The organism is Nocardia sp. NPDC050713, assembly GCF_040654315.1.
Classification (GTDB): domain Bacteria; phylum Actinomycetota; class Actinomycetes; order Mycobacteriales; family Mycobacteriaceae; genus Nocardia.
Genome location: NZ_JBFAHS010000006.1, coordinates 213,646 through 234,601 on the forward strand (window position 1 = coordinate 213,646; position 20,956 = coordinate 234,601).

Annotated in this window: 21 protein-coding genes; 9 read left to right on the forward strand and 12 right to left on the reverse strand. The window is 69.7% G+C overall.

The genetic code is table 11. The features are described 5' to 3' along the window. Positions 1–184: 184 nt before the first annotated feature. Positions 185–643 (forward strand): SRPBCC family protein, encoded by a 459-nt coding sequence (locus tag AB0H49_RS14730; protein ID WP_354998900.1) that lies wholly within the window; start codon positions 185–187, stop codon positions 641–643. Between the two features lie 58 nt (positions 644–701). Further along, on the forward strand, positions 702–1,571 hold the full coding sequence (locus AB0H49_RS14735; RefSeq protein WP_357251387.1) for a 1,4-dihydroxy-2-naphthoate polyprenyltransferase: 870 nt from the start codon (positions 702–704) through the stop codon (positions 1,569–1,571). A gap of 261 nt (positions 1,572–1,832) precedes the next feature. Here AB0H49_RS14735 and menE read toward each other — a convergent pair whose 3' ends face one another. From menE to AB0H49_RS14750, 3 genes are all read right to left on the reverse strand, one after another. Continuing rightward, complete coding sequence (gene menE, locus AB0H49_RS14740) at positions 1,833–2,966, reverse strand: o-succinylbenzoate--CoA ligase (protein ID WP_354999042.1); 1,134 nt, start codon at positions 2,964–2,966, stop codon at positions 1,833–1,835. A 319-nt stretch (positions 2,967–3,285) separates the two neighbouring features. Next, entirely contained in the window at positions 3,286–3,678 is a 393-nt protein-coding gene (locus AB0H49_RS14745; RefSeq protein WP_357251390.1) for a VOC family protein, read from the reverse strand. A 17-nt stretch (positions 3,679–3,695) separates the two neighbouring features. Beyond that, a complete protein-coding gene (locus AB0H49_RS14750; RefSeq protein ID WP_354998903.1) occupies positions 3,696–4,589 on the reverse strand; it encodes a 1,4-dihydroxy-2-naphthoyl-CoA synthase in 894 nt (297 codons plus the stop codon). A gap of 102 nt (positions 4,590–4,691) precedes the next feature. Here AB0H49_RS14750 and AB0H49_RS14755 point away from each other — a divergent pair, with 102 nt between their 5' ends. The 3 genes from AB0H49_RS14755 to menD all read left to right on the forward strand — a co-directional run bounded on the left by AB0H49_RS14755 (position 4,692) and on the right by menD (position 7,922). After that, entirely contained in the window at positions 4,692–5,417 is a 726-nt protein-coding gene (locus AB0H49_RS14755) for a PaaI family thioesterase (RefSeq protein ID WP_357251394.1), read from the forward strand. A gap of 166 nt (positions 5,418–5,583) precedes the next feature. Then, entirely contained in the window at positions 5,584–6,030 is a 447-nt protein-coding gene (locus AB0H49_RS14760; protein WP_067791381.1) for a hypothetical protein, read from the forward strand. A 251-nt stretch (positions 6,031–6,281) separates the two neighbouring features. Beyond that, on the forward strand, positions 6,282–7,922 hold the full coding sequence (gene menD / locus AB0H49_RS14765) for a 2-succinyl-5-enolpyruvyl-6-hydroxy-3-cyclohexene-1-carboxylic-acid synthase (RefSeq protein ID WP_357251397.1): 1,641 nt from the start codon (positions 6,282–6,284) through the stop codon (positions 7,920–7,922). Positions 7,923–7,940: 18 nt separating this feature from the next. On the opposite strand, the gene AB0H49_RS14770 is transcribed toward menD, so the two are convergent. Together AB0H49_RS14770 and AB0H49_RS14775 are read right to left on the reverse strand one after the other, a co-directional pair. After that, the gene (locus AB0H49_RS14770) at positions 7,941–8,183 is read right to left on the reverse strand and encodes a hypothetical protein (RefSeq protein ID WP_354998906.1); all 243 of its coding nucleotides are present in this window, start codon (positions 8,181–8,183) and stop codon (positions 7,941–7,943) included. A gap of 113 nt (positions 8,184–8,296) precedes the next feature. Then, on the reverse strand, positions 8,297–8,533 hold the full coding sequence (locus AB0H49_RS14775; protein WP_357251401.1) for a hypothetical protein: 237 nt from the start codon (positions 8,531–8,533) through the stop codon (positions 8,297–8,299). Positions 8,534–8,683: 150 nt separating this feature from the next. On the opposite strand from AB0H49_RS14775, the gene AB0H49_RS14780 reads away from it, so the two are divergent. Further along, the gene (locus AB0H49_RS14780; RefSeq protein WP_354998908.1) at positions 8,684–9,262 is read left to right on the forward strand and encodes a TIGR03086 family metal-binding protein; all 579 of its coding nucleotides are present in this window, start codon (positions 8,684–8,686) and stop codon (positions 9,260–9,262) included. 123 nt (positions 9,263–9,385) lie between these two features. On the opposite strand, the gene AB0H49_RS14785 is transcribed toward AB0H49_RS14780, so the two are convergent. After that, positions 9,386–10,012, reverse strand: a complete 627-nt coding sequence (locus tag AB0H49_RS14785; RefSeq protein ID WP_357251404.1) for a TetR/AcrR family transcriptional regulator — start codon at positions 10,010–10,012, stop codon at positions 9,386–9,388. A gap of 122 nt (positions 10,013–10,134) precedes the next feature. Between AB0H49_RS14785 and AB0H49_RS14790 the strand changes: the two genes are divergently transcribed. Beyond that, on the forward strand, positions 10,135–11,169 hold the full coding sequence (locus AB0H49_RS14790) for an aldo/keto reductase (protein ID WP_357251542.1): 1,035 nt from the start codon (positions 10,135–10,137) through the stop codon (positions 11,167–11,169). A gap of 5 nt (positions 11,170–11,174) precedes the next feature. Here AB0H49_RS14790 and AB0H49_RS14795 read toward each other — a convergent pair whose 3' ends face one another. The 4 genes from AB0H49_RS14795 to AB0H49_RS14810 all read right to left on the reverse strand — a co-directional run bounded on the left by AB0H49_RS14795 (position 11,175) and on the right by AB0H49_RS14810 (position 18,019). Then, a complete protein-coding gene (locus AB0H49_RS14795; RefSeq protein ID WP_357251407.1) occupies positions 11,175–15,374 on the reverse strand; it encodes a bifunctional nitrate reductase/sulfite reductase flavoprotein subunit alpha in 4,200 nt (1,399 codons plus the stop codon). A 155-nt stretch (positions 15,375–15,529) separates the two neighbouring features. Further along, positions 15,530–16,234, reverse strand: a complete 705-nt coding sequence (locus tag AB0H49_RS14800) for a demethylmenaquinone methyltransferase (protein ID WP_357251410.1) — start codon at positions 16,232–16,234, stop codon at positions 15,530–15,532. A gap of 75 nt (positions 16,235–16,309) precedes the next feature. Beyond that, positions 16,310–17,452, reverse strand: coding sequence for a glycosyltransferase family 1 protein (locus tag AB0H49_RS14805; RefSeq protein WP_357251413.1), 1,143 nt, complete (start codon positions 17,450–17,452; stop codon positions 16,310–16,312). 99 nt (positions 17,453–17,551) lie between these two features. Further along, on the reverse strand, positions 17,552–18,019 hold the full coding sequence (locus AB0H49_RS14810; RefSeq protein WP_354998913.1) for a MarR family transcriptional regulator: 468 nt from the start codon (positions 18,017–18,019) through the stop codon (positions 17,552–17,554). Positions 18,020–18,087: 68 nt separating this feature from the next. On the opposite strand from AB0H49_RS14810, the gene AB0H49_RS14815 reads away from it, so the two are divergent. Next, entirely contained in the window at positions 18,088–18,453 is a 366-nt protein-coding gene (locus tag AB0H49_RS14815) for a cupin domain-containing protein (RefSeq protein ID WP_357251417.1), read from the forward strand. A gap of 24 nt (positions 18,454–18,477) precedes the next feature. Here AB0H49_RS14815 and AB0H49_RS14820 read toward each other — a convergent pair whose 3' ends face one another. Then, entirely contained in the window at positions 18,478–18,939 is a 462-nt protein-coding gene (locus AB0H49_RS14820) for a DUF3592 domain-containing protein (RefSeq protein ID WP_354998915.1), read from the reverse strand. A gap of 40 nt (positions 18,940–18,979) precedes the next feature. Here AB0H49_RS14820 and AB0H49_RS14825 point away from each other — a divergent pair, with 40 nt between their 5' ends. Beyond that, positions 18,980–19,486 carry a DUF2505 domain-containing protein gene (locus AB0H49_RS14825; RefSeq protein WP_357251420.1) on the forward strand — a complete coding sequence of 169 codons (507 nt, stop codon included), beginning with the start codon at positions 18,980–18,982 and terminating at the stop codon, positions 19,484–19,486. A 64-nt stretch (positions 19,487–19,550) separates the two neighbouring features. Here the strand turns inward: AB0H49_RS14825 and AB0H49_RS14830 are convergent, their stop codons facing one another. Further along, the gene (locus AB0H49_RS14830) at positions 19,551–20,822 is read right to left on the reverse strand and encodes a geranylgeranyl reductase family protein (protein ID WP_357251423.1); all 1,272 of its coding nucleotides are present in this window, start codon (positions 20,820–20,822) and stop codon (positions 19,551–19,553) included. Between the last annotated feature and the right edge of the window lie 134 nt (positions 20,823–20,956).

The window sequence follows — 20,956 nt, forward strand, 5'->3', positions numbered from 1 at the left end:
CCGTCAGGACCGCGCCGATCTGGAAACATGCCGTGGTCATCGTATGCGAGCGCCCCGTCGAGGCCGACATCGTTTTCCGGTACCCCATGCGCAGGAGTGTCGCTATCTGTACCTCGCGCACGTGCTCAGGCCCTGCGCGGTCTGTCGGCGGGCTACGTCCAGCAGCGCGCACTACTCTGTCCGCATGGCTGACTTCGAAGTGGTCCGGCGCATAGTCATCTCGGCCCCGCCCGCGCGCATCCACGCGCTCATCGACAACTTCCGGGAGTGGACCAAGTGGTCCCCGTGGGAGGACCTCGACCCGCAGCTACAGCGCACCTACTCCGGCGCGGAATCCGGCGTCGGCGCGCACTACGCCTGGAGCGGCAACCGCAAGGCGGGCGCGGGCAGCATGGAGCTGGTCGCCGACGACGAACGCGAGATCGGGGTCCGGCTCGAGTTCCTCAAGCCCTTCAAGGCGACCAACGACGTCGTCTTCGAGCTGAACCCGACCGAGACCGGCGCCACCGAGGTGGTGTGGCGGATGAGCGGTCAGCAGCAGGGCCTGATGGCGCTGCTCGGCAAAGTGATCTCGATGGACCGGCTGGTCGGCAAGGACTTCGACAAGGGACTCACCCGGTTGAAGGCCACGGCCGAAGCCTGAGCGGCTGGGCGCGGGCTGTCGACGGGCCACGCCCGACCCCGCCGACTAGGCTGCTTTCATGGCTACAGCAGCGCAATGGATCGAGGGCGCACGGCCCCGCACCCTGCCGAACGCTATCGCTCCGGTCATCGCGGGCACCGGGGCCGCGGCCTCGCTCGACGCCGCGGTGTGGTGGAAAGCCGTTCTGGCGCTGCTGGTCTCGCTGGCGCTGATCATCGGCGTCAACTACGCCAACGATTACTCCGACGGCATCAGGGGAACCGACGACGAGCGCGTCGGCCCGTTGCGGCTGGTCGGGTCGAAGCTCGCCTCGCCCGCCGCCGTCAAGAACGCCGCGATCCTGAGCCTGGCGATCGGCGCCGTCCTCGGCCTGGTCTTGGTGGCGACTACGGCCTGGTGGCTGCTGCTGGTCGGCTTGGCCTGCCTGGCGGGCGCCTGGTTCTACACCGGCGGCAGCAAGCCTTACGGCTACAGCGGTTTCGGCGAGCTCGCGGTGTTCGTGTTCTTCGGGTTGGTGGCCGTGCTCGGCACCGAGTTCGTGCAGGCCGAGCGGGTCGACTGGGTCGGTGCGGCGCTCGCGGTGGCGGTCGGCTCGTTCTCCAGCGCGGTGCTGGTGGCCAACAACCTGCGCGACATCCCCACCGACACCGAGTCCGGAAAGACCACGCTCGCGGTCAAACTCGGTGATCCGCGCACCCGCACCCTGCACCTCGCGCTGCTCGCGGTGCCGTTCGTGGTCACCCTGCTGCTGGTGATCCGCACTCCGTTCGCCCTGGTCGGCTTGTTGGCTGTCCCGCTCGCGGTGCGCGCCAACGCGCCCGTGCGCTCGGGCGGCAACGGCCTGGAACTCATTCCGGCACTGCGCGATTCCGGCCTCGCCCTGCTGGCCTGGTCGACGCTGACGGCGCTGGCTCTCGGCTTCGCCTGAATCGAGGGTGGGGCTGCGATATCGCCACCCCGGCCGAATTCGGCAGCATCGTGCTCGCGGTACGCAACATTCGCGTCCAGACCGATGTGGGCAACCCATGCCACGATGCGAACCGCGTCGCCACCGTGCTGTTCAAATCGCTGCCGTGACCTGCCCCTCTCCCGCAGCGGCAGGCACTCCCTTGTCGCTGGGCAGAGAGGCCGACCACCTCCACGTACGCCTCGCGGGTTTCCGCGCGCTGCGAGGCATACGAAGAGGACCTCAGTTGGGGGACTGAGCGATCAACAGCTGACGAAGCTTCGCCCGATTGGGCTTCCCCGGTCCGTGCAGCGGCAGTTCGTCCAGCAGCGCCAACTCGCGGGGGGCGGCGATGGCGTCGAGTTCACGGACGACGTGGTCGCGCAACTCCTCGAGTGTCGGTGTCGCGCCTGCCGTGGGCACCACCGCGACCGCCACGCGCTGGCCGAGCCGCTCGTCGGGCAGGCCGAGCACCACGCACTCGCTGATGGACGGATGGGTGACCAGCACGGCCTCCACCACCTGCGGGATGACCAGCAACCCGCCCGTCATGATGGCCTCGTCCAGCCGTCCGGTGATGTGCAGGACGCCGTTCTCGAAAGTGCCCGCGTCCTCGGTGCGGAACCAACCGGGTTCGGCGAAGGCGGGATGGTCTGGCTGGCCGCGGTAGCCGCGGGCGATCATGGCGCCGCCGAGCAGGACGCGGCCGTCCTCGATGCGCACCTCGGCACCCTCCAGCGGCACGCCTTCGTAGACGCAGCCGCCGCAGGTCTCGCTCATGCCGTAGGTGCGAACGACGTTGATACCGGCCGCTTTCGCGCGCTCGTAGACCGGAACCGGGGTGGCCGCGCCGCCGACGAGCACCGCGTCGAGTTCGGCGAGCGCCTCGGCCGCGCCGGGCGCGTCGAGAGCCTTGATGAGCTGGGTCGGCACCAGGGCGGTGTAGCGGCGCGAGCCGCGCATGCCCGCCACCGCGCCGGCCAGCGCTTCGGGCAGGAAACCGCCGGAGACGTCGAGCACGGTGGGTTCGGTGCCCGCCAGGATGCTGCGCAAGAGCACCTGGATACCGGCGATGTGGTGGGTGGGCAGCGCGAGCAGCCAGGCACCCGGGCCGCCGAGCCGGTCGTGGGTCGCGGTGCCGCTGGCGCGCAAGGCGGAGGCGCTGAGCATCGCGCCCTTGGGCACGCCGGTGGTGCCGGAGGTGGTGACCACCAGCGCCACGTCGTCGTCGATCGTCTCGCCGGGCGAGAGCGCGTCGCTGAGCCGACGGGCCTCCCTGCGGTCGCTGGTCGGAATGGGCAGCCACGCGGGGCCATTGCCTTCCAGCGCTTCTCGCAGATGCGGCAGCACGTCGCCCAGGCCGGATCCGGTGGGCATCGGCAGCGTCCGCAGCGTATTGGTCACGACCGCACCTCGCCGTCGCTCGGTTCCATCACGACAGCGATCGTGTCATGCCCGCGCCGCCGCGCGCGGAACGGGTCGGTTTGCTGGGGCGGCGCGCGCGGAGTGCGGCCGCCCCGAAGGAATGGGGCTCGGATAGGCCAGACATCGAGACTGCGATTCACTCGTCGGACGGGACGCGGACGGCACTCGCCCGGACATCGGCGGCCGGGCGGCCGTCAGAGCGCTATCGTCCTCGCCGGGACAGCCCTTGGCAACTCGGCATTCGGACCCCGGTCCGCTCGCGACGCCGCGATCAGTCGTCCGACCAGCGGGAATCCCGGCGAATCGGATGTTCCGGCGGAATCTCCACGAGCACGATCGGCACGCCGTCCGGGTCCCGTATCCACATTTCGATCAGGCCCCACGGCTCCCGCTCGGGCGCCCGATCGATGGGAATTCCCTTCAGCGCGAGCTCGACCGCGGCATTGGAGACATCGCGCACCTGCAACCAGATCGCGCCGTCGAAAGCCGTCGAGGTACCGGCCCCGCCGTGCCCCGCGACCTCGACCAGCGACTGTCCAGCGAAGAAAACGGTTCCACCTGGATATTCCCTGGCGATCGCGAGACCGAGCCCGTCGCGATAGAACTCGAGCGTTTTCGCGTAGTTCCCGGGCCGCAGAATCACCCTGCTGCTGAGGATTTCCATGTGGGCCAGTCCCTTCGTCAGAAGTACCAGGGGTAGGGCGTCCAGTCCGGCTTGCGCTTCTCCAGGAACGCGTCGCGGCCTTCGACGGCTTCGTCGGTCATGTACGCCATGCGGGTGGCTTCGCCCGCGAACAGCTGCTGGCCGACCAGCCCGTCGTCGAGCAGGTTGAACGCGTACTTGAGCATGCGCTGGGCCTGCGGGGACTTGCCGTTGATGTCGGCGGTCCACTCCAGCGCGACGTCCTCGAGCTCGGCGTGGTCGACGACCTTGTTGACCGCGCCCATCTGGTGCATTTCCTCGGCGGTGTAGGGGCGGCCGAGGAAGAAGATCTCGCGGGCGAACTTCTGGCCCACCATCTTGGCCAGGTACGCGCTGCCGTAGCCGCCGTCGAAGCTGCCCACGTCGGCGTCGGTCTGCTTGAACCTGGCGTGCTCGCGGCTGGCCAGGGTCAGGTCGCAGACCACGTGCAGGCTGTGTCCTCCGCCCGCGGCCCAGCCGTTGACCAGGGCGATGACGACCTTGGGCATGAAGCGGATCAGGCGCTGCACCTCCAGGATGTGCAACCTGCCCGCGCGCGCCTGGTCGACGGTGTCGGCGGTATCGCCGCTGGCGTACTGGTAACCGCTGCGGCCGCGGATGCGCTGGTCGCCGCCGGAGCAGAAGGCCCAGCCGCCGTCCTTGGGGCTCGGGCCGTTGCCGGTGATCAGGACCGCGCCGACGTCGGAGGTCATCCGCGCGTGGTCGAGCACCCGGTAGAGCTCGTCGACGGTGTGCGGGCGAAATGCGTTGCGCACCTCGGGGCGATCGAACGCCACCCGCACCGTGCCCTGCTCGATATGGCGGTGGTAGGTGATGTCGGTCAGGTTCTCGAATCCGGGGACCGGTCGCCACAGCTTGGGATTGAACGTCACGCTTGTGATTATTGCCCGCGGCCGAAGATCCGGTGCCAGCGACTTCGGTGCGTTGCGGCGTCGAGGACTTGACGGTGTAAAACTACGCGTTACCGTGCAGGTATGAGCGAGCGTGTGAAACCTGTTCCAGATAGTGCCGCGGCCGCAGCCGAATCGGGGGCGCAGCGTTCCAACGGGACGGCGATCCGCCCGCGCATCGATCGCAGCGCGGTGGACGAGAACCGGTACGAGAAGCACGGCGGCTTCCCGAAGGTGTCCCGCGCGCAGATCGGTTCGAATTTCGGGCCTTTCGTCGACACCATGCGGACCTTGCAGGATCTGGCGGTTTCCGTCGACGCGCCGGACGAAGTGTTCGGCGAAGCGCTGGCCAAGGCCAAGGAACTCGCCGAGCTGCTCGAGCCGTATCGCGCACCGGAATTGCAGGGTCCGGCCGGACGCGCGGTGGAGCTGCCCGGACGCGGCAGCCTGTTGTTGCTGCCCTGGCAGGTGGTCTCGGCCGGGCCGGACGGCATCACCATGACGGGCGAGTTCCGCCGATTCCACCTCGGCGGCAACGGCGCCGCGCACGGCGGCGTGCTTCCGCTGCTGTTCGACGACCTGCTCGGCATGATCGTGCACTACGCGGGCAGGCCGATCAGCCGCACGGCCTACCTGCACGTCAACTACCGCAAGGTAACTCCGCTGGAGCGGACGCTGACGGTGTGCGGACGCGTCGACCGCATCGAGGGCCGCAAGACCTTCATCACCGCCGAATTGCGCGATGAGCAGGGCGATTTGCTCGCCGATTGTGAAGGGCTGATGGTCCAGTTGCTGCCATGGCAGCCGTGAGCGAGCGTCGGCGAGCGAACCACAGACACAGCGCGCACTCACGCACGACGGAGCCGAGCGCCAGCGAGGAGGAGTCGTGAGCTGAAGTAGCTCGTGTGACCGCGCGCACCAGTGCGTATAGTGGCGTGCGCTCGTTCATCGACATCTATTTCGGAGGAACCTGAAAGTGGTTGCAGCACTGTCTGAATCCCTGCTCGACGACGCGAAGCGCTCGGCCTTCCTTGCCGATGCCAAGGAGGTTCTGGACGCCGAGGTGTCGGATAAGGGTGGCGCGTCCGGCCTGGCGGTCAAGGGCGGATACGCGGCGGTGAAGAAGATCAGCCCGTCCATCGTCCCGGACGCGCTGGAGTCGTTGGCCCCCAAGCTGGTCGAGCAGCTGGAGCCGTTCTGGCAGGAGTACAAGGCTTCGGGTTCGGGCCAGTTCGCCGACCTGCTCGTTGCCAAGTCCGACGAGGTCGCCGAGGCGTTGCTCCAGGTGACCGACGCTCGCGCCGAGTCCTCCTCGCGCCCCGCGCTGCAGAAGGTCTACTCCTCGATGCGCTCCTCGGCCAAGAAGAACGTCATCGAGGCCCTGCCGCGCCTCGGTGACCTGGTGCAGCGCCACGCGAACTGATCGCGCGCGACCCCCGCACGCCGAGTTCCGGCTAGAACTCGGCGTGCGACCGCGTCCCTTGCACAGCCCCGCCGCGCATCGATGCGCCGCGCCGAACGCCCGAACGGCGTGCACTCCAACCCGAACGCTCGATCCCGCCCTCCCAACCACCCCGAGGGCGAGTCTTACGAGCCCGCGCGCGCCAGCGCGCCAACCAACACTGTGACCAGGGTGACGGAGACGGCGGGGTTACTGTCTGAGAGGCTGGTGGCGTGAACCCGTCTACCGCTCAGGCTCGAGTAGTCGTCGACGAACTCGTGCGCGGAGGTGTCCGCGATGTGGTGCTGTGCCCCGGCTCGCGCAACGCTCCGCTGGCCTTCGCGCTGCAAGCCGCCGACGCGGCCGGGCGGTTGCGGCTGCACATGCGCATCGACGAGCGGACCGCGGGCTTTCTCGCCATCGGTCTGGCGATCGCGGGCGGCAATCCGGTCCCGGTGGTGATGACCTCCGGCACGGCCGTCGCGAACCTCGGTCCCGCGGTGCTGGAAGCCAACTACGCGCGGGTTCCGCTGATCGTGCTGAGCGCCAATCGGCCCTACGAGATGCTCGGAACCGGCGCCAATCAGACCGTCGAGCAGCTCGGCCTGTTCGGTAGCCAGGTGCGCGCCACCATCAGCCTCGGGCTGGCGGAGGACGAGCCGAGCGGCAACGGAAGCGGCCCGTACGGCCAGCAGAACAGCGTGTGGCGCTCGGCGGTGTGCCGGGTGCTCGCCGCGGCCCGCGGCACGCGTTCGGGCAACGCGGGTCCGGTCCACTTCGACATTCCGCTGCGCGAGCCGCTGGTGCCGGATCCGGCCGCCGACGCCGGTCCGGAGGGACGCGCGGGCGATCGGCCCTGGACCGCGACGCAGTACGCGACACTGGACGTGCCGCTCGACATCGATCTGACCCCGGACACCGTGGTGATCTCCGGACACGGCGCCGGCCTGCGTCCCGAACTGGCCGAGCTGCCGACCGTCGCGGAGCCGACCGCCCCCATGCACGGCCCCGCGCTGCATCCGCTGGCCCTGCCGCTGCTGAAGCCGAAGCAGGCCATCATCACCGGGCGGCCGACCCTGCACCGGCAGGTGTCCAAGGTGCTCGCCGACCCGTCCGTGACGGTCTTCGCGCTGACCACCGGTCCGCGCTGGCCCGATGTGTCCGGCAATGTGGTCGGGACCGGAACCCGCGCGATCACGGCGGGAACGCCGCGCGCGGAATGGCTCGCGCACTGCCGCGCGGTGAACGCCAACGCCGAGCAAGTGGTGCGTGAGGCGCTGGCCAAGCACCCGAAGCCGACCGGCCTGCATGTGGCGGCGGTCGTCATGGATTCGCTGCACGAGGGCGATCAGCTGCTGCTCGGCGCGTCCAATCCGGTGCGCGACGCGGCGCTCGTCTCGCATCCGCGCCCCGGTATCAAGGTGCTGTCGAACCGCGGTGTCGCGGGCATCGACGGAACGGTGTCGTCGGCGGTCGGCGCCGCCTTGGCGCACGACGGCCGCACCGTCGCGCTGATCGGCGACCTGACTTTCCTGCACGACGCGTCCGGGCTGCTGATCGGGCCGGGCGAGCCGCGGCCCGCCGACCTGACGATCGTGGTCGCCAACGACGACGGCGGCGGCATCTTCGAGCTGCTCGAACAGGGCGACCCGCAGTACGCGGGCGTGTTCGAGCGCGTCTTCGGCACACCGCACGGCATGGATCTGGCCGCGTTGTGCGCGGCCTACCGCATCCCGCACCGGCAAGTCGACACCGAGCAGCTGGCGGCCGAGTTGGCCGAGCGCGCGCACGGCCTGCGCGTGCTCGAGGTGGCCACCGAACGATCCAGCCTGCGCGAGCTGCACGCCACCGTGCGGGCCAAGATCGCGACCTGAGTCCGCCGCCGCGACCGGCTATTCGGTGTCGCGGTCCTCGTCGTCGAGCGGCACGGGAATGGCCTGCTCGATGAGGTCGGCCTCGTTCGCGGACCAGACGTCGCGATCGACCGCGGTGCTCGCCTCGCGTGCGACGGCGGTTTCCGCGACGGCCCGGTCGTCGGTGTCGGCGTCGTCCGTTTGGTAAGCGGGCGTGGACTGCTCGACGCGGTCGGCCTCCGGCGCGTCGTCCAACGTGCGCGGCGTGCTGCGATCGATCATCGTGTGCTCCTCTCCGCTGGTGCTCTCCCGCAGGGGGTATACCCAGTCGGCAGCGCGGTCAACAGTCCAGCGGTGTCGAGATTTGCGCCCGGCGATCGGTGCGGTCGATGCCCTCATTCCCCCTCGACGGCCGCGCCCCCGTCTGCCGGATGCTCCACGAGCGCGAGGGTTCGCCCGGCCATGAACCGCGCCGTGCGGACCGCGACGCCGGTCCGCGTCACCTCGCTGACCTCGACTACCCCGCGCGCGATGCGCACCTCGACCCGCCGCCCCGCGCGCGTCGCCGCGATTTCGTAACTTCGAGAGCCGTCACCGACGTCGACGACGATCTCCACCCGATCACCCTTCATCTACCAATTCTCCGCTTTTCCAGGGCTTTTCGCCGTTACGAGTTGGTCGCGGAGGGCATCGCGGGCACCGTCGCGCGGCACCGATGAATTCCGCGCGCCCGCCGGGTCTCAACTCACGCAGACCTCGCACATCCGGCTTATGGAGACCCGATGACCCCCACCTTCGATTTCGAGCCCGCCGCCACCGCACTGGAGACCGTGGTCGCCGGTATCACCGACGACCAACTCGCCGCGCCGACGCCCTGCGCCGACACGACCGTGGCCGCGCTGCTCGATCACGTCCTGGAACTGACCGAGGCGTTCCGGCAGGCCGCGACCAAGGAATCCGTCGGCAACAGCACCTCGCCCGCCCTCGAGCACGACTCGAAGCTGCCCGACGACTGGCGCACGCGTATCCCCGCCCAGCTGAAGGCACTGGTCGCGGCCTGGCGGGAGCCGGAGGCGTGGGAGGGCGAGACCGAGGCGGGCGGCGTACGCGAAGCCGCGATCGTGATGGCGGTGATCGCGCTGGACGAGGTTGTCGTGCACGGCTGGGACCTGGCCAAGGCCACCGGCCAACCGTTCGGCTGCGCCGAATCGCACGCGGCGATCCTGTTCGACTTCCTCCGCGAGACCCCGCTCTCCGGTACCCCGGGCCTTTTCGGGCCGGTGGTCGAGGTGCCCGCCGACGCAGAGCTTGTCGACCGGGTGATCGGCCTGACGGGTCGCGACCCGAACTGGTCGGCGTAGTCGCCGCCGCGTCTCTCGAAGGCCCGAGCACAGTCCGGTCGCCGTGCCCCCCGGCAGACGTGTTCGGCGGAGTCTCGGCCCGGTGGCTCGGCTACCTGGGATGTGACCGCACGAGCGGTCGGGTCAGTCGGCGGAACGGTCCGTGACGAAAGTGCCTGCCGCCACGGCGTCCAGTGCCGCCTGGGCCGCGGAATCTGCGACCGCCTCGTCGATCGGATCGCCGCTGGCCAGCAGCCGGTAGTAGAGCGGCGCGGAGACGGCGGACAGGACCGCGCGCGGATCGGTCCCCTTGGGCGCCTCGCCGCGCGCGATGGCGTCCTCGACGCACGGCGCCCACTCGGTGAGGCGGACGTCGTAGAAGCGGCGCAGCGCGGCGGCGGCGACGGGATCGCCGGTGGCGGCGGCGATCACGGCCTGAAACAGGCGGCCTTGGCGCGGATCGGTCAGCGTCTCGGCGACCAGGCGCGCGTTGGCCGTGAGATCGCCGCGCAGCGATCCGGTGTCGGCGCGCGGCACCGACTGCTCGGCCATGTCGGCCAGCAGGTCGGCGACGAGCCCGGCCGGGGTGCCCCAGCGCCGATAGACCGTGGTCTTGCCGACCCCGGACGCGGCGGCGATCTCCGCGAGATCCAGTGTGGCGAAACCGCGTTCGACGAGGAGATCACCCGCGGTGCGCAAGACGGCCGCACGGATGCGCGCGGTACGCCCACCTGGGCGGACCGAGCCGGGAGCGGGCTCTTCGAAGGACATAACGGGACTCCAGTTCCATTTGCGGCGGACAAGGTGTACTGTTCGAGGTGTTAACGGAACTATAGACCCCTTAGGAGGGCCGTCCTGTGAAGAATGGATGGGATACGCGCATGGACTCACCCATGGAGTACCGGCGGCTCGGCGCATCGGGTTTGCTCGTCCCGGCACTGAGCTTCGGCGCGGGCACCTTCGGCGGTCGCGGCGAGTTGTTCGGCGCGTGGGGGGATACCGATGCCGAGCAAGCGCGGCGGCTGGTCGACATCAGCCTGGAAGCGGGCGTCACGATGTTCGACACCGCGGACGTCTACTCCGACGGCGCCTCGGAGGAAGTCCTCGGCGCGGCCATCAAAGGCAGGCGGGACCGGCTGCTGCTGTCCACCAAGGCGAGCCTGCCGACGGGACCCGGGCCCTACGACGCGGGCTCGGGCCGTGCCAGGCTGATCGGCGCGGTCGAGGGCTCGTTGCGCCGTCTCGGCGTCGATCACATCGACCTGTTCCAGCTGCACGCCTTCGACGCGCACACCCCCGTCGAGGAGGTCCTCGCCGCACTGGACGACCTGGTGCGTGCGGGCAAGATCCGCTACCTCGGCGCCTCCAACTTCGCGGGCTGGCAGCTGATGAAATCCCTTGCCGCCGCGGACCGTAACGGGCTCACCCGTTACGTCGCGCATCAGGTGTACTACTCGCTGGTCGGCCGCGACTACGAGTGGGAACTGATGCCGCTCGCGCAGGACCAGGGCGTCGGCGCCGTGGTGTGGAGCCCGCTCGGCTGGGGCAGGCTCACGGGCAAGATCCGGCGCGGACAGCCGCTGCCCGCGGGCAGCAGGCTGCACCAGACCGCCGAGGCGGGCCCGCCCGTCGACGACGAACTGCTCTACGACGTGGTCGACGTGCTGGACGAGATCGCCGCCGAGACCGGCAAGACCGTCCCGCAGATCGCGCTCAACTGGCTGCTCGGCCGCCCCACCATCGCGACGGTCATCGTCGGCGCGCGCAACGAGGAACAGCTGCGCCAGAACCTCGGCGCGGTCGGCTGGCGCCTCGACCAGGACCAGATCGCCCGCCTGGACAAGGCGAGCGCCACCACGCCGCCGTACCCGTACTACCCGTACTACCGCCTGCCGGACTTCACCCGCCTCAACCCGCCCGCGGTGTAACCAGCTCAGTAGACGTCGCGCACGTAACGCTTCTCGGCGACGAGCTGCTTGCGGAACGCGAGCGCGCCCTCCTCGTCCAGCTTTCCGTGGATGCGGGCGATGGCGAGCAGGGTGTCGTCGACGTCCTTGGCCATCCGCGCCGCGTCGCCGCACACGTAGAAGTGGGCGCCGTCGCGCAGCCACGACCACAGCTCGGCGCCGTGCTCGATCATCCGGTGCTGCACGTAGATTCGCTCCCGCTGGTCACGGGAGAACGCCAGGTCGAGGCGGGTGAGGAAACCGGTGCGGAACATGTCCTCCAGTTCCGCGCGGTAGTAGAAGTTCTGCGCCGCGTGCTGCTCGCCGAAGAACAGCCAGTTGCGGCCGGTCGCGCCGAGCGCCCGGCGTTCCTGGAGGAAGCCGCGGAACGGTGCGATGCCGGTGCCCGGTCCCACCATGATCATCGGCGCCGTCGGGTCCAGCGGCGGCCGGAAATGCGGTGCGCGCTGGAGGAAGATCGGCACCGCCGCATCGCCCACCCGGTCGGCGAGGTAGGTCGAACAGACTCCGCCGCGCCGGGCGGGTTCGCCGTAGCGCACGACGCCGACCGTCAGCTGCACCTCGTCCGGGCTGACCAGCGGGCTCGACGAGATCGAATACTGGCGCGGCTGAAGCTTTTTCAGCGCGCCGAGCCATTCCACCAGGTCGGCGCGCACCGGGAAGTCGCGCAGCACGTCGACGGCCTGGCGGTCCCACAGGTAGCTGTCCAGCTCGTTGCGGTTGTCCCTGCGCAGCAGTTTGGCGAGCTGGTTGCTGGCATTGCGATCGCCGATGAAGCCCAACAGGTCGTGGCTGACCTTGGTGATGTCGTATCGGGTGCGCAGCGCCTCGGCCAACGGCATCTCCCGATCGTCGACCTCGACCACGCGCCGACCGTCCAGGCCGGTGGCGGCGAGCCACTCCTGGACAAGCGACGGACAGTTCGACGGCCACACACCAAGCGAATCGCCCACCTCGTAGCCCGCGTCCAAGCCACGCAGGTCGAAACCGAACTGGCGCACCTCTTTCGGCGATCCGGCGATCGAGAGCTGTTCGTTGCGGACGAGCGGCGCGGCTACCGGCGCGTTGCGGGTGAACGACGCGGGCGCGGCGCGCAGTGAGCGCGCGGGAGCCGCGGCCTGCGGTCTGGTCAGCACCATGGTGGCGCCGGAACTCGCGGCGCGGACGGCCGGGCGCGGACCAGAACCGCCCTCGGGAGCCGGACCGCCGTCGTTGTCGGGGCCGCCGTCGTTCCCGCCGCCACCGTTGTCGTTCCCGCCGCCGAACGCGCCGAGCACCGCGTCGAGCCAGCGCGCCGCGGGCTCCTCGTAGTCGGGTTCGCAGTCCACCCGCGGCAACAGCCGGGTGGCGCCGCGCTCGGCCAGCTTCTCGTCCAGCTTGCGGCCGTGCCCGCAGAAGTCGTCGTAGGAGGAGTCGCCGAGCGCGAGGACCGCGTAGCGCAGGCCGGTCAGCCGGGTCGCGCTGTCGCTCAGCCTGTCCCAGAAGTCCGCGCCGTTGTCAGGCGGGCCGCCGTCGCCGAAGGTGCTGCTGATGAAGAGCGCGTCTCCGGTCAGCGCGCCGAGATCGCAGGAATCCATGTCGAAAAGCCGCGGCGCGAAACCGGACTCGGCGAGCCGCTCGGCCGTCGCGGCGGCGAACTCCTCGGCGTTGCCGGTCTGCGAGGCCCACAGCACCGTGACCGGCCGCTCCTCGGCGGCGGGCGCCGGGGACTCGGCCGTCAGCGCGCCGCGCGAGTACATGCCAGCCAGCAGGCCATCGATCCAGAGCCTGCTGCGGGTGGACAGCGGCGCGGTCTCCGGCAGCACCGGCTGGCCGACCACCGGAAGCGACTGCAGCGCGGCCAGATACCCGCTGAGGTAGATCTGCTCGGTGTCGCTGAGCGTCGGCGCGACACCGTTGTCCAGCCCGAGCATCACCGCGAGCGGATGCGCGCCGGACGGTGCGGAAACAGGCTCGGGGACGGGCGTTTCGGCGTGTTTCATCGGCGCGACGCGGCGCAGCGAGACGGCGCACTGCTTGAACTCGGGCTGTAGCGACGCCGGATCGACGGCGTCGTTGGTGACGGCGTTGATGGTCAAATACTCACCCTGTTCGTCGTTCCAGTGGAACGGTGCGAAGCAGTCGCCGGGGCGGACGCGGTCGCTGATCTGCACCGGAAGCACGGCTCGGCCACGGCGGGAAGCGATTTCGAGCTGATCGCCGGGACGCACGCCGAGCCGTTCGGCGTCGCGCGGATGCACCTCGAGGAACGGCTGCCCGTTCAACTTCGTGAGCTTGGCGATCTTGCCGGTCTTGGTCATCGTGTGCCACTGGTGTTGCAGGCGACCGGTATTCAGCACGAACGGGTAGTCGTCGTCCGGCATCTCCTCCGGAAGCAGGTGCGGGCGCGGCCAGAACACCGCGCGCCTGCTCGCGGTGGCGAACGCGAGCCGCGGACGGTGACCCGTGTCGTCGACGAAGAGTTCCTGGCTGACGCCGTCGTTCAGGTAGCGAATCGGGTTGCGGCGCTGACCCGGCTCGGCGCACGGCCACTGCATCGGGCCGTCGCGCAGCGCCTCGTAGCTCATGCCGCGTAGGTCGTACCCCGTCGCGGGATTGGCGAAGCCCTGGATCTCCGCGAAAACCTCGGCGCTCGAGGAGTATTCGAAGCCGGGAAAGCCCATGGCCGTGGCGACCTGCGCGATCAGCAGCCAATCCGGCCGCGCGTCGCCGACCGGGTCGACGGAGCGCTGCATCAGGGTGACGTTGCGTTCGGAGTTCACCGCCACGCCCTCGGCCTCGGCCCATAGCGTGGCGGGCAGCAGCAGATCCGCGTAGGCGTTGGTTGCCGAGTCGGTGTAGGCGTCCTGCGCGATCACCAGTTCGGCGGCCTCCAGGCCCGCGATCACCGTCTTCCGATTGGACACGGACGCCACCGGATTGGTGCAGATGATCCACGCCGCCTTGATGTCGCCCTCGGCCATGCCGCGGAACATCTCGATGGTGCCAGGCCCGGCCTCGGTGCGAATCGTGCCTGGCGTCACGCCCCACGCCGTCTCCACGAAGGCGCGATCGGCGGCCGAGAGCAGCGAGCGCTGGCCGGGCAGGCCGGGGCCCATGTACCCCATCTCGCGCCCGCCCATGGCGTTCGGCTGACCGGTCAGCGAGAAGGGGCCGCTGCCCGGACGGCAAATGGCGCCGGTGGCCAGGTGCAGGTTGCAGATCGCGTTGGTGTTCCAGGTGCCGTGCGTGGATTGGTTGAGTCCCATCGTCCACAGCGTCATCCACTCGCGCGCTTCGCCGATCCAGCGCGCCGCGGTGCGAATGTCCTGTTCGGCGAGGCCGGTGATCTCGGCGACCCGCTCCGGCGGATAGTCGGCGAGGAACTCGGGCATGGCGTCCCAGCCCTCGGTGTGCTCGGCGATGAACTCCTCGTCGATGTCGCCGTTGGCGACGAGCAGGTGCAGCAGGCCGTTGAGCAGCGCGAGGTCGGTGCCGGGGCGCAGCTGGAGGAACAGGTCGGCGCGCGCGGCGGTGTCGGTGCGGCGCGGATCGGCGACGATCAGCTTGGCGCCCGCCTTCAGCCGATCGGCCATCCGCAGGAACAGAATCGGATGACAGTCGGCCATGTTCGCGCCGGTGACGAAGAACAGGTCGGCGTGCTCGAAGTCGTCGTAGGAGCCGGGCGGGCCGTCGGCGCCCAGCGACTGCTTGTAGCCGGTGCCCGCGCTGGCCATGCACAGCCGCGAGTTCGCCTCGATGTGCACGGTCCGCAGGTAGCCCTTGGCCAGCTTGGTGGCCAGGTACTGCGCCTCCAGCGTCATCTGCCCGGAGACGTACAGCGCGATGGCGTCCGGCCCGTGCTCGTCCAGGATCGCGCGCAACCGGTCGGCGGCCTCGCGCACGGCGGCGTCGACGGCGATCGGCATCGGCTCCTGTCCGCGCTCGGGTCGCCGGTAGGCGGTGGTCATCCGGCCGGGCGTGCGCATCAGCTCCGCGTGGGTGGCGCCCTTGGTGCAGAGCCTGCCCGCGTTCGCAGGGTGCAGCTTGTCGCCGCTGACCTTGGCGATCACCGGCGCGCCGTCGGCGCCCGGCGTGGTCTCGACCGTGATGCCGCAACCCACGCCGCAGTACGAGCACGCCGTTCTGGCGGTGCCCGGCGCGGGGCTGCTGGCTGCGTCCGACATGTCACCGATCATGCGGAACGTCGATTGCGCGGGATTTACCCAACGTTATCGCCAGGTGACAATTCTCCTCACCGCTCCCATTCTCGGCTGTGAGGTGTGTTGTTCGTCACCTTTGCGCAGGTCAGCGGGTCGCTAGTGCCCGCAGCCGGTGGAATTCAGCCGAGCTTGTATCCCCGGTGCAGGGCGACGACCCCGCCGCTGAGATTGCGCCACTTGACCGTCGACCATCCCGCCTTGGTGATCCGCATGGCCAGCTGCCGCTGATTCGGCCACGCCCGGATCGACTCCGCCAGGTACACGTAAGCGTCCGGATTGCTGCTGACCGCCCGCGCCACCTGCGGGAGCGTCTTCATCAGATACTCCATGTACAAGGTGCGGAACACCGGAACGATCGGCGTCGAGAACTCGGCGACCACCAGCCGCCCGCCCGGCTTGGTGACCCGCAGCATCTCGCGCAACGCCAGATCCGGATCCGAGACGTTGCGCAGACCGTAGGAGATGGTCACCGCGTCGAACGAGTCGTCGGCGAAAGGCAGGGCCGTGGCGTCACCCGCGACCATCGGCACATTGCGGAACCGGCCCGCGGCGAGCATGCCCTTGGAGAAGTCGGTCGCCACGCACCAGGCGCCGGACTTGCCGAACTCCAGTGTCGAGACGCCGGTGCCCGCCGCGAGGTCGAGCACCCGCTCGCCGGGCCGGAGCCCGAGCGCCTTGCGGGTCGCCCAGCGCCAGTAGCGGTCCTGACCCGCGGAGATCACGGTGTTGGTGAGGTCGTATCGCTTGGCGACCCCGTCGAACATCGCTGCGACCTCGCTCGGCCGCTTGTCCAGGGAGGCTCGACCTGCATGCGTTTGCGCCACGCCAACGACCTTAAGCGACTGTCCGTTACGGACTCGCGTGTACCCGATCACAGACCCGCAGGAGTCGGGTTCGGGTTACGCCGTGTTCGAAAGGCGGAAATCCTGTCCGGTGACGTCGGCGTAGTGACCCATCAGCTCGTCGCACACGGCTGGCCAGGTTCGGTGCAGTACGGATTTGCGTGCGGCGCCGGCGAATCGGGCGCGCAGCGCCGGGTCGCGGAGCGCGGCCACGGCGCTGGGCAGCAGTTCGGTGAACCGGTCGACCGGGAGCAGATAGCCGTTGCGGCAGTGCGCGACGAGGTCGCGCGGACCGCCCGCATCGGGCCCGATGACCGGGACGCCGGAGGCCAGCGCCTCCTGCACGCCCTGGCAGAAGGTCTCGTGCTCGCCCGCGTGCACCATCACATCCAGGCTCGCGTACGCCTGCGCGAGTTCGTCGCCGCCGAGTTCGCCGGTGAACACCGCGTCCGGCATGAGCTGGGCCAGCCGGTTCCGCTCCGGTCCGTCGCCGACGATCACCAGCTGAATCGTGGGGTCGCCCGCCAGCACGGCCAAGCGCTCGACGTGCTTCTCCGGCGCCAGTCTGCCGACGAACCCGACCACGAGTCGCTCGTGCCCGTCGAGCCAGCGCTCGCGCAGTTCCACGCGGTGCGCCGACGGGGTGAACCTGGCGATGTCCACGCCGCGACCCCATCGACGCACCCGCGGGATGCCGTGCCTGGCCAGGTCTTCGGCGGCCGCGCGGGAGGGCGCCAGCGTGCGAGTCGCGCCCTCGTGGATGCGCCGCGTCCATGCCCAGGCCGCACGGCTGGCCAGTCCGAGCCCGTAGCTCTGCGCGAAGCCCGCCACGTCGGTCTGGTACACCGCGATCGTCGGCAGGTCCAGCCGCAGCGCCGCGCCGAGACCGCCCGCGCCGAGCAGGAACGGGGAGGCCAGATGCACCAGGTCGGCGTCGAATTCGGCGATCGCGGCGGTGATCCCCGGCTGCGGCAACCCGACCGGCAGCGAGCTGACCTTGGGCACCATCACCGCGGGGACCCGGTGTACCGGGAACCGGCCGTATTCACTTGCCGCGGCGGGCAGTCCGCGGGGCGTGTCCGGCGCGATCACCAGCGCCTGGTGTCCGTGTTTGTCCAGGTGATCGAGCACCCGGAGGACCGAATTGACGACGCCGTTCATGTTCGGCAGGAAGGACTCCGAAACGATGGCTACGCGCACCACCTCAGCGTGACCCGCGCAGCGCGCGTCGCAGCCACGCGGACGTGAAGCGCGCGGAAAGTTCCGGCGAACTCCTCGCGCTGTCGCAGACAGTGGTGCTCAGAGGTACAGCGCCCGCAGTTGCGGATCCGCCAGCCGCTCCTCGGTCGCGACCGCGCCGAGCACCGCGCGCAGCGTGCGCAGCGCGTCCGGACCGAATTCGCGCACCAGGCGCTGTTCCCGATTCCGGTGGAATCGCCTCGCCGCGGCGAGAGCGGCGTTGCCACGTTCGGTGAGGTAGAGCAGTTTCGCCCGGCCGTCGGCCGGATCGGGGCGGCGTTCCACGTAGCCGCGTTCCTGCATGTCGTCGACGATCTGCGCGGTGCCCTGCTTGCTGATCCCGAGGCGTTCGGCCAGCTCGCTGACGTTCATCGGCCGCTTCGACAGACAGCGGAAGACGTAGCCGTCGGAGCGGCCGCTGTCGTCGAAACCCCGCTCCGCCAAAGACGCTCGCAATTCGATGACGAACTGTTCGTAGGCGAGCCCGAGGAGGATGCCGAGATCCGGGTCTTGCGGTGTGGATGCCATGCCGTCATGATAGACAAGCCAACTTGATCAAGCTGGCTTGTCTATTTTCCAGTCTTCGAGGAGTGTCAATGCACGTCATCAAGGCCGCCGAAGCGCAGCGTTTCGAGCTCCCCGGCGTCGAATTCAGCGCCATGGCGGCCCCCAGCCGCGGTTCGGCGGACGTCTGTACCTGGCGGCTCACCGTCGCGCCGCACCGCGACAGCGACGCGGCACACGTCCTGGACCGCGACGAGATCTTCATGGTGCTTTCCGGCGTGCTGGAGGTCAGCGGTCAGCGGCTCGGCGCGGGCGATGTCGCGATCGTGCCCGCGGGCACGCCCATCGCCGTGGGCAATCCAGGCGACGAACCGGCCGTCGCGCACGTCGCGATCGCCGCCGGATTCCAAGCCACCATGGCCGACGGCAGCAAGCTCAGCCCGCCGTGGGCGCAGTGAATCCGCCCGCGAAGGCGGACCGGCTCAGCGCGCCGCGGTGACCTTCGGTTCGCGCCTGCCCGCGCGGACGATCAACAACAGCGCGGGCAAAGCCAACGCCCACACCACCACGATCACCGAGAGGGCGGGCTGGATGGCGACACGGACGTCGCGGCCCGCCACCCGGACCAGATCGGGATCGCTGCGGCTGTACTCGACATTGATGCGCTCGCCCGCGGTCAGGTTGGTCGGGTAGAGCACGCCGACCTTCGGATTGTGCGTCTCGCCGTCGGGTGTGACATAGATGACCGCCGAACGCAATCGGCCCGCCGAAAGCACCTCGCCGGTGGTCACGCCTTTGTCGGAACTGATCAGGTAGTCGTTGCGCCAAGCGGCGAGCACCAGCAACGCCATGAGCACGCTGACGACCGTCGCGGCGGTGAGCACGCCGATCCTCGCCCGCCGCAGGCGGACGGTCCGCCTTTCGGCCTGGCTGGTTTCCGACACCGCCACAGGCTACCGACCACCTCGGCTAGCGTGTGCGCCCATGTCCCGAAAATTCAGCTTCACCGTGCCCTACGCCGTCCCGGTCGAAGATCTTCACCGGGCACTCATCACCGACGACGCCTGGCGCTCCCGCTTCGCAGGCACCGAGACCGCGACGCTCGAGCTGTCGCACCCGAGCGGCGCGGGCACCATCCGCATCCATATGACCGAAAAGGCCCGTCGGGACAAGATTCCCAGCATCGTCGGCAAGGTACTGAAGAACGAATTGGTGCTTTCGCGCACCGACGACTGGCAGGCGTTGGACGGCGAGATCGCCAAGGGCGTCTTCCGGGCGAGCACCACGGGCGTCACGAGCGAAATGTCGGGCTCCTTCGAATTGCGCCCCACCGCCGAAGGGTGCGAGATCGACGTCGTCGGCACCGTCTCGGTGAAGGTGTCGCTGGTCGGCGGCGCGATCGAGCCGCTGGCCGAGCAGCTGTTCCACCGGGTGCTCAACAGCGAGCGCAAATTCTTCGAGGAGTGGTTGGCCGCGGAGGCCACCGCCTGATCTCGTCCGTCGAATCGGGCGCCCCGCGTCGGGCGCTCGATTCCGGTCGAGCCCGTCGCGTGCCTCAGGTGAAGGGCGGCAGGTCGTCGTAGCGCATGGACGCCCGTCCCGCGAGCCGCCAGGCGCGCGCGGTGATGTCCAGGTCCTCGTCGGTGACCAGGTTGCCCATCACGCGAACCGCGGTGCGCTGCAAGTACTTCGAGCGCATCACCGGCGGGCCGCCGGTGGGGACCATGCGGGGATGGGTGGCCAGGCCCGCGATCCGGCGCGCCGCCGAGAACGTGCGGCCGTAGCGTGCGCGCAGCAGATCCGGCCACAGGCCGGTGAAATCGGGCGCGTCCAGCAGGTCGGCGAGCATGTGCCCGCTTTCCAGGCCGTAGTCGATGCCCTCGCCGTTGAGCGGGTTCACGCAGCCCGCGGCGTCGCCGATCAGCACCCAGTTGCGGCCAGCGACATTCGACACCGCGCCGCCCATCGGCAGCAGCGCCGAAGCCACCGCACGCAGCTCGCCCTCGAACTGCCACTCCTCGTAACGCTGCGAGGTGTAGTGGCGCAGCAGCGGTTTCAGCGCGATGTGCGAGGGCCGCCGCTCGGTGGCCAGCGAGCCGACGCCGATGTTCACCTCGCCGTTGCCGAGTGGGAACACCCAGCCGTAACCGGGCACCAATTGGCCGTCGGCATCGCGCAATTCGAGGTGCGAGGTGATCCACTGATCGTCGCTGCGGCCGGACTTGATGTAGGCGCGCGCCGCGGTGCCGTACGCGAAACGCCGGTGCCAGACGCGGCCGAGCAGCTTGCCGACCGGTGAGCGAACGCCGTCCGCGACGACCAGGATGTCGCAGGCGATCTCGCGGGACCCCTCGGCTGTTCGCACCGTCACACCCGTGACGCGGTCACCCGCGCGGGTGACATCCACCACCTTCGCGCCGTCCAGCATCCGCGCGCCGGACTTCACCGCCGTTTCGCGCAGCTTGTCGTCGAGTTCGGTTCGCGCGACGGCGCTTCCGTAGCTCGGAAACCCGCCGCCAGGCCAGTTGAGCTGGGCTTCCCTGCCGAAACCGGTCAGGCGCAGGCCGTGGTTGACCGTGTGCGCGCGCAGCCACTCGCCGAGACCGAGGTGTTCGAGCTCCTTGGTCGCCCGCGGCGTCAGGCCGTCGCCACAAGTCTTGTCCCTCGGGAAGACCGCGGCGTCGGTGAGCAGCACGTCGCGGCCCGCGCGCGCGGCCCAGGCAGCGGCGGCGGAACCGGCCGGACCTGCGCCGACGACGAGCACTTCGGCACGATCGGGCAGCGGGTTCCCCCCGCGGTCCTCGACTGAGACATCCGGTGCACCCATGCGCTCAATACTTGCAGGACAGTCGGATCGGTGTCGACGCAGGACCGCGCGCCAGGTCGGCCGATCCGGCCCCGCCGAAGTGTGGAAAAGTGTCTGATACACCGCATAGTGACGGTGTTCATGGGCCGCACGGG

Bases quoted from the DNA above. Each gene is read 5' to 3' on its own strand.
- AB0H49_RS14730 (WP_354998900.1), top strand. From the start codon at position 185: ATGGCTGACTTCGAAGTGGTCCGGCGCATAGTCATCTCGGCCCCGCCC.
- AB0H49_RS14735 (WP_357251387.1), top strand. From the start codon at position 702: ATGGCTACAGCAGCGCAATGGATCGAGGGCGCACGGCCCCGCACCCTG.
- menE (WP_354999042.1), bottom strand. From the start codon at position 2,966: ATGCCCACCGGATCCGGCCTGGGCGACGTGCTGCCGCATCTGCGAGAA.
- AB0H49_RS14745 (WP_357251390.1), bottom strand. From the start codon at position 3,678: ATGGAAATCCTCAGCAGCAGGGTGATTCTGCGGCCCGGGAACTACGCG.
- AB0H49_RS14755 (WP_357251394.1), top strand. From the start codon at position 4,692: ATGAGCGAGCGTGTGAAACCTGTTCCAGATAGTGCCGCGGCCGCAGCC.
- AB0H49_RS14770 (WP_354998906.1), bottom strand. From the start codon at position 8,183: ATGATCGATCGCAGCACGCCGCGCACGTTGGACGACGCGCCGGAGGCC.
- AB0H49_RS14775 (WP_357251401.1), bottom strand. From the start codon at position 8,533: ATGAAGGGTGATCGGGTGGAGATCGTCGTCGACGTCGGTGACGGCTCT.
- AB0H49_RS14780 (WP_354998908.1), top strand. From the start codon at position 8,684: ATGACCCCCACCTTCGATTTCGAGCCCGCCGCCACCGCACTGGAGACC.
- AB0H49_RS14785 (WP_357251404.1), bottom strand. From the start codon at position 10,012: ATGTCCTTCGAAGAGCCCGCTCCCGGCTCGGTCCGCCCAGGTGGGCGT.
- AB0H49_RS14790 (WP_357251542.1), top strand. From the start codon at position 10,135: ATGGAGTACCGGCGGCTCGGCGCATCGGGTTTGCTCGTCCCGGCACTG.
- AB0H49_RS14795 (WP_357251407.1), bottom strand. From the start codon at position 15,374: ATGTCGGACGCAGCCAGCAGCCCCGCGCCGGGCACCGCCAGAACGGCG.
- AB0H49_RS14810 (WP_354998913.1), bottom strand. From the start codon at position 18,019: ATGGCATCCACACCGCAAGACCCGGATCTCGGCATCCTCCTCGGGCTC.
- AB0H49_RS14815 (WP_357251417.1), top strand. From the start codon at position 18,088: ATGCACGTCATCAAGGCCGCCGAAGCGCAGCGTTTCGAGCTCCCCGGC.
- AB0H49_RS14825 (WP_357251420.1), top strand. From the start codon at position 18,980: ATGTCCCGAAAATTCAGCTTCACCGTGCCCTACGCCGTCCCGGTCGAA.
- AB0H49_RS14830 (WP_357251423.1), bottom strand. From the start codon at position 20,822: ATGGGTGCACCGGATGTCTCAGTCGAGGACCGCGGGGGGAACCCGCTG.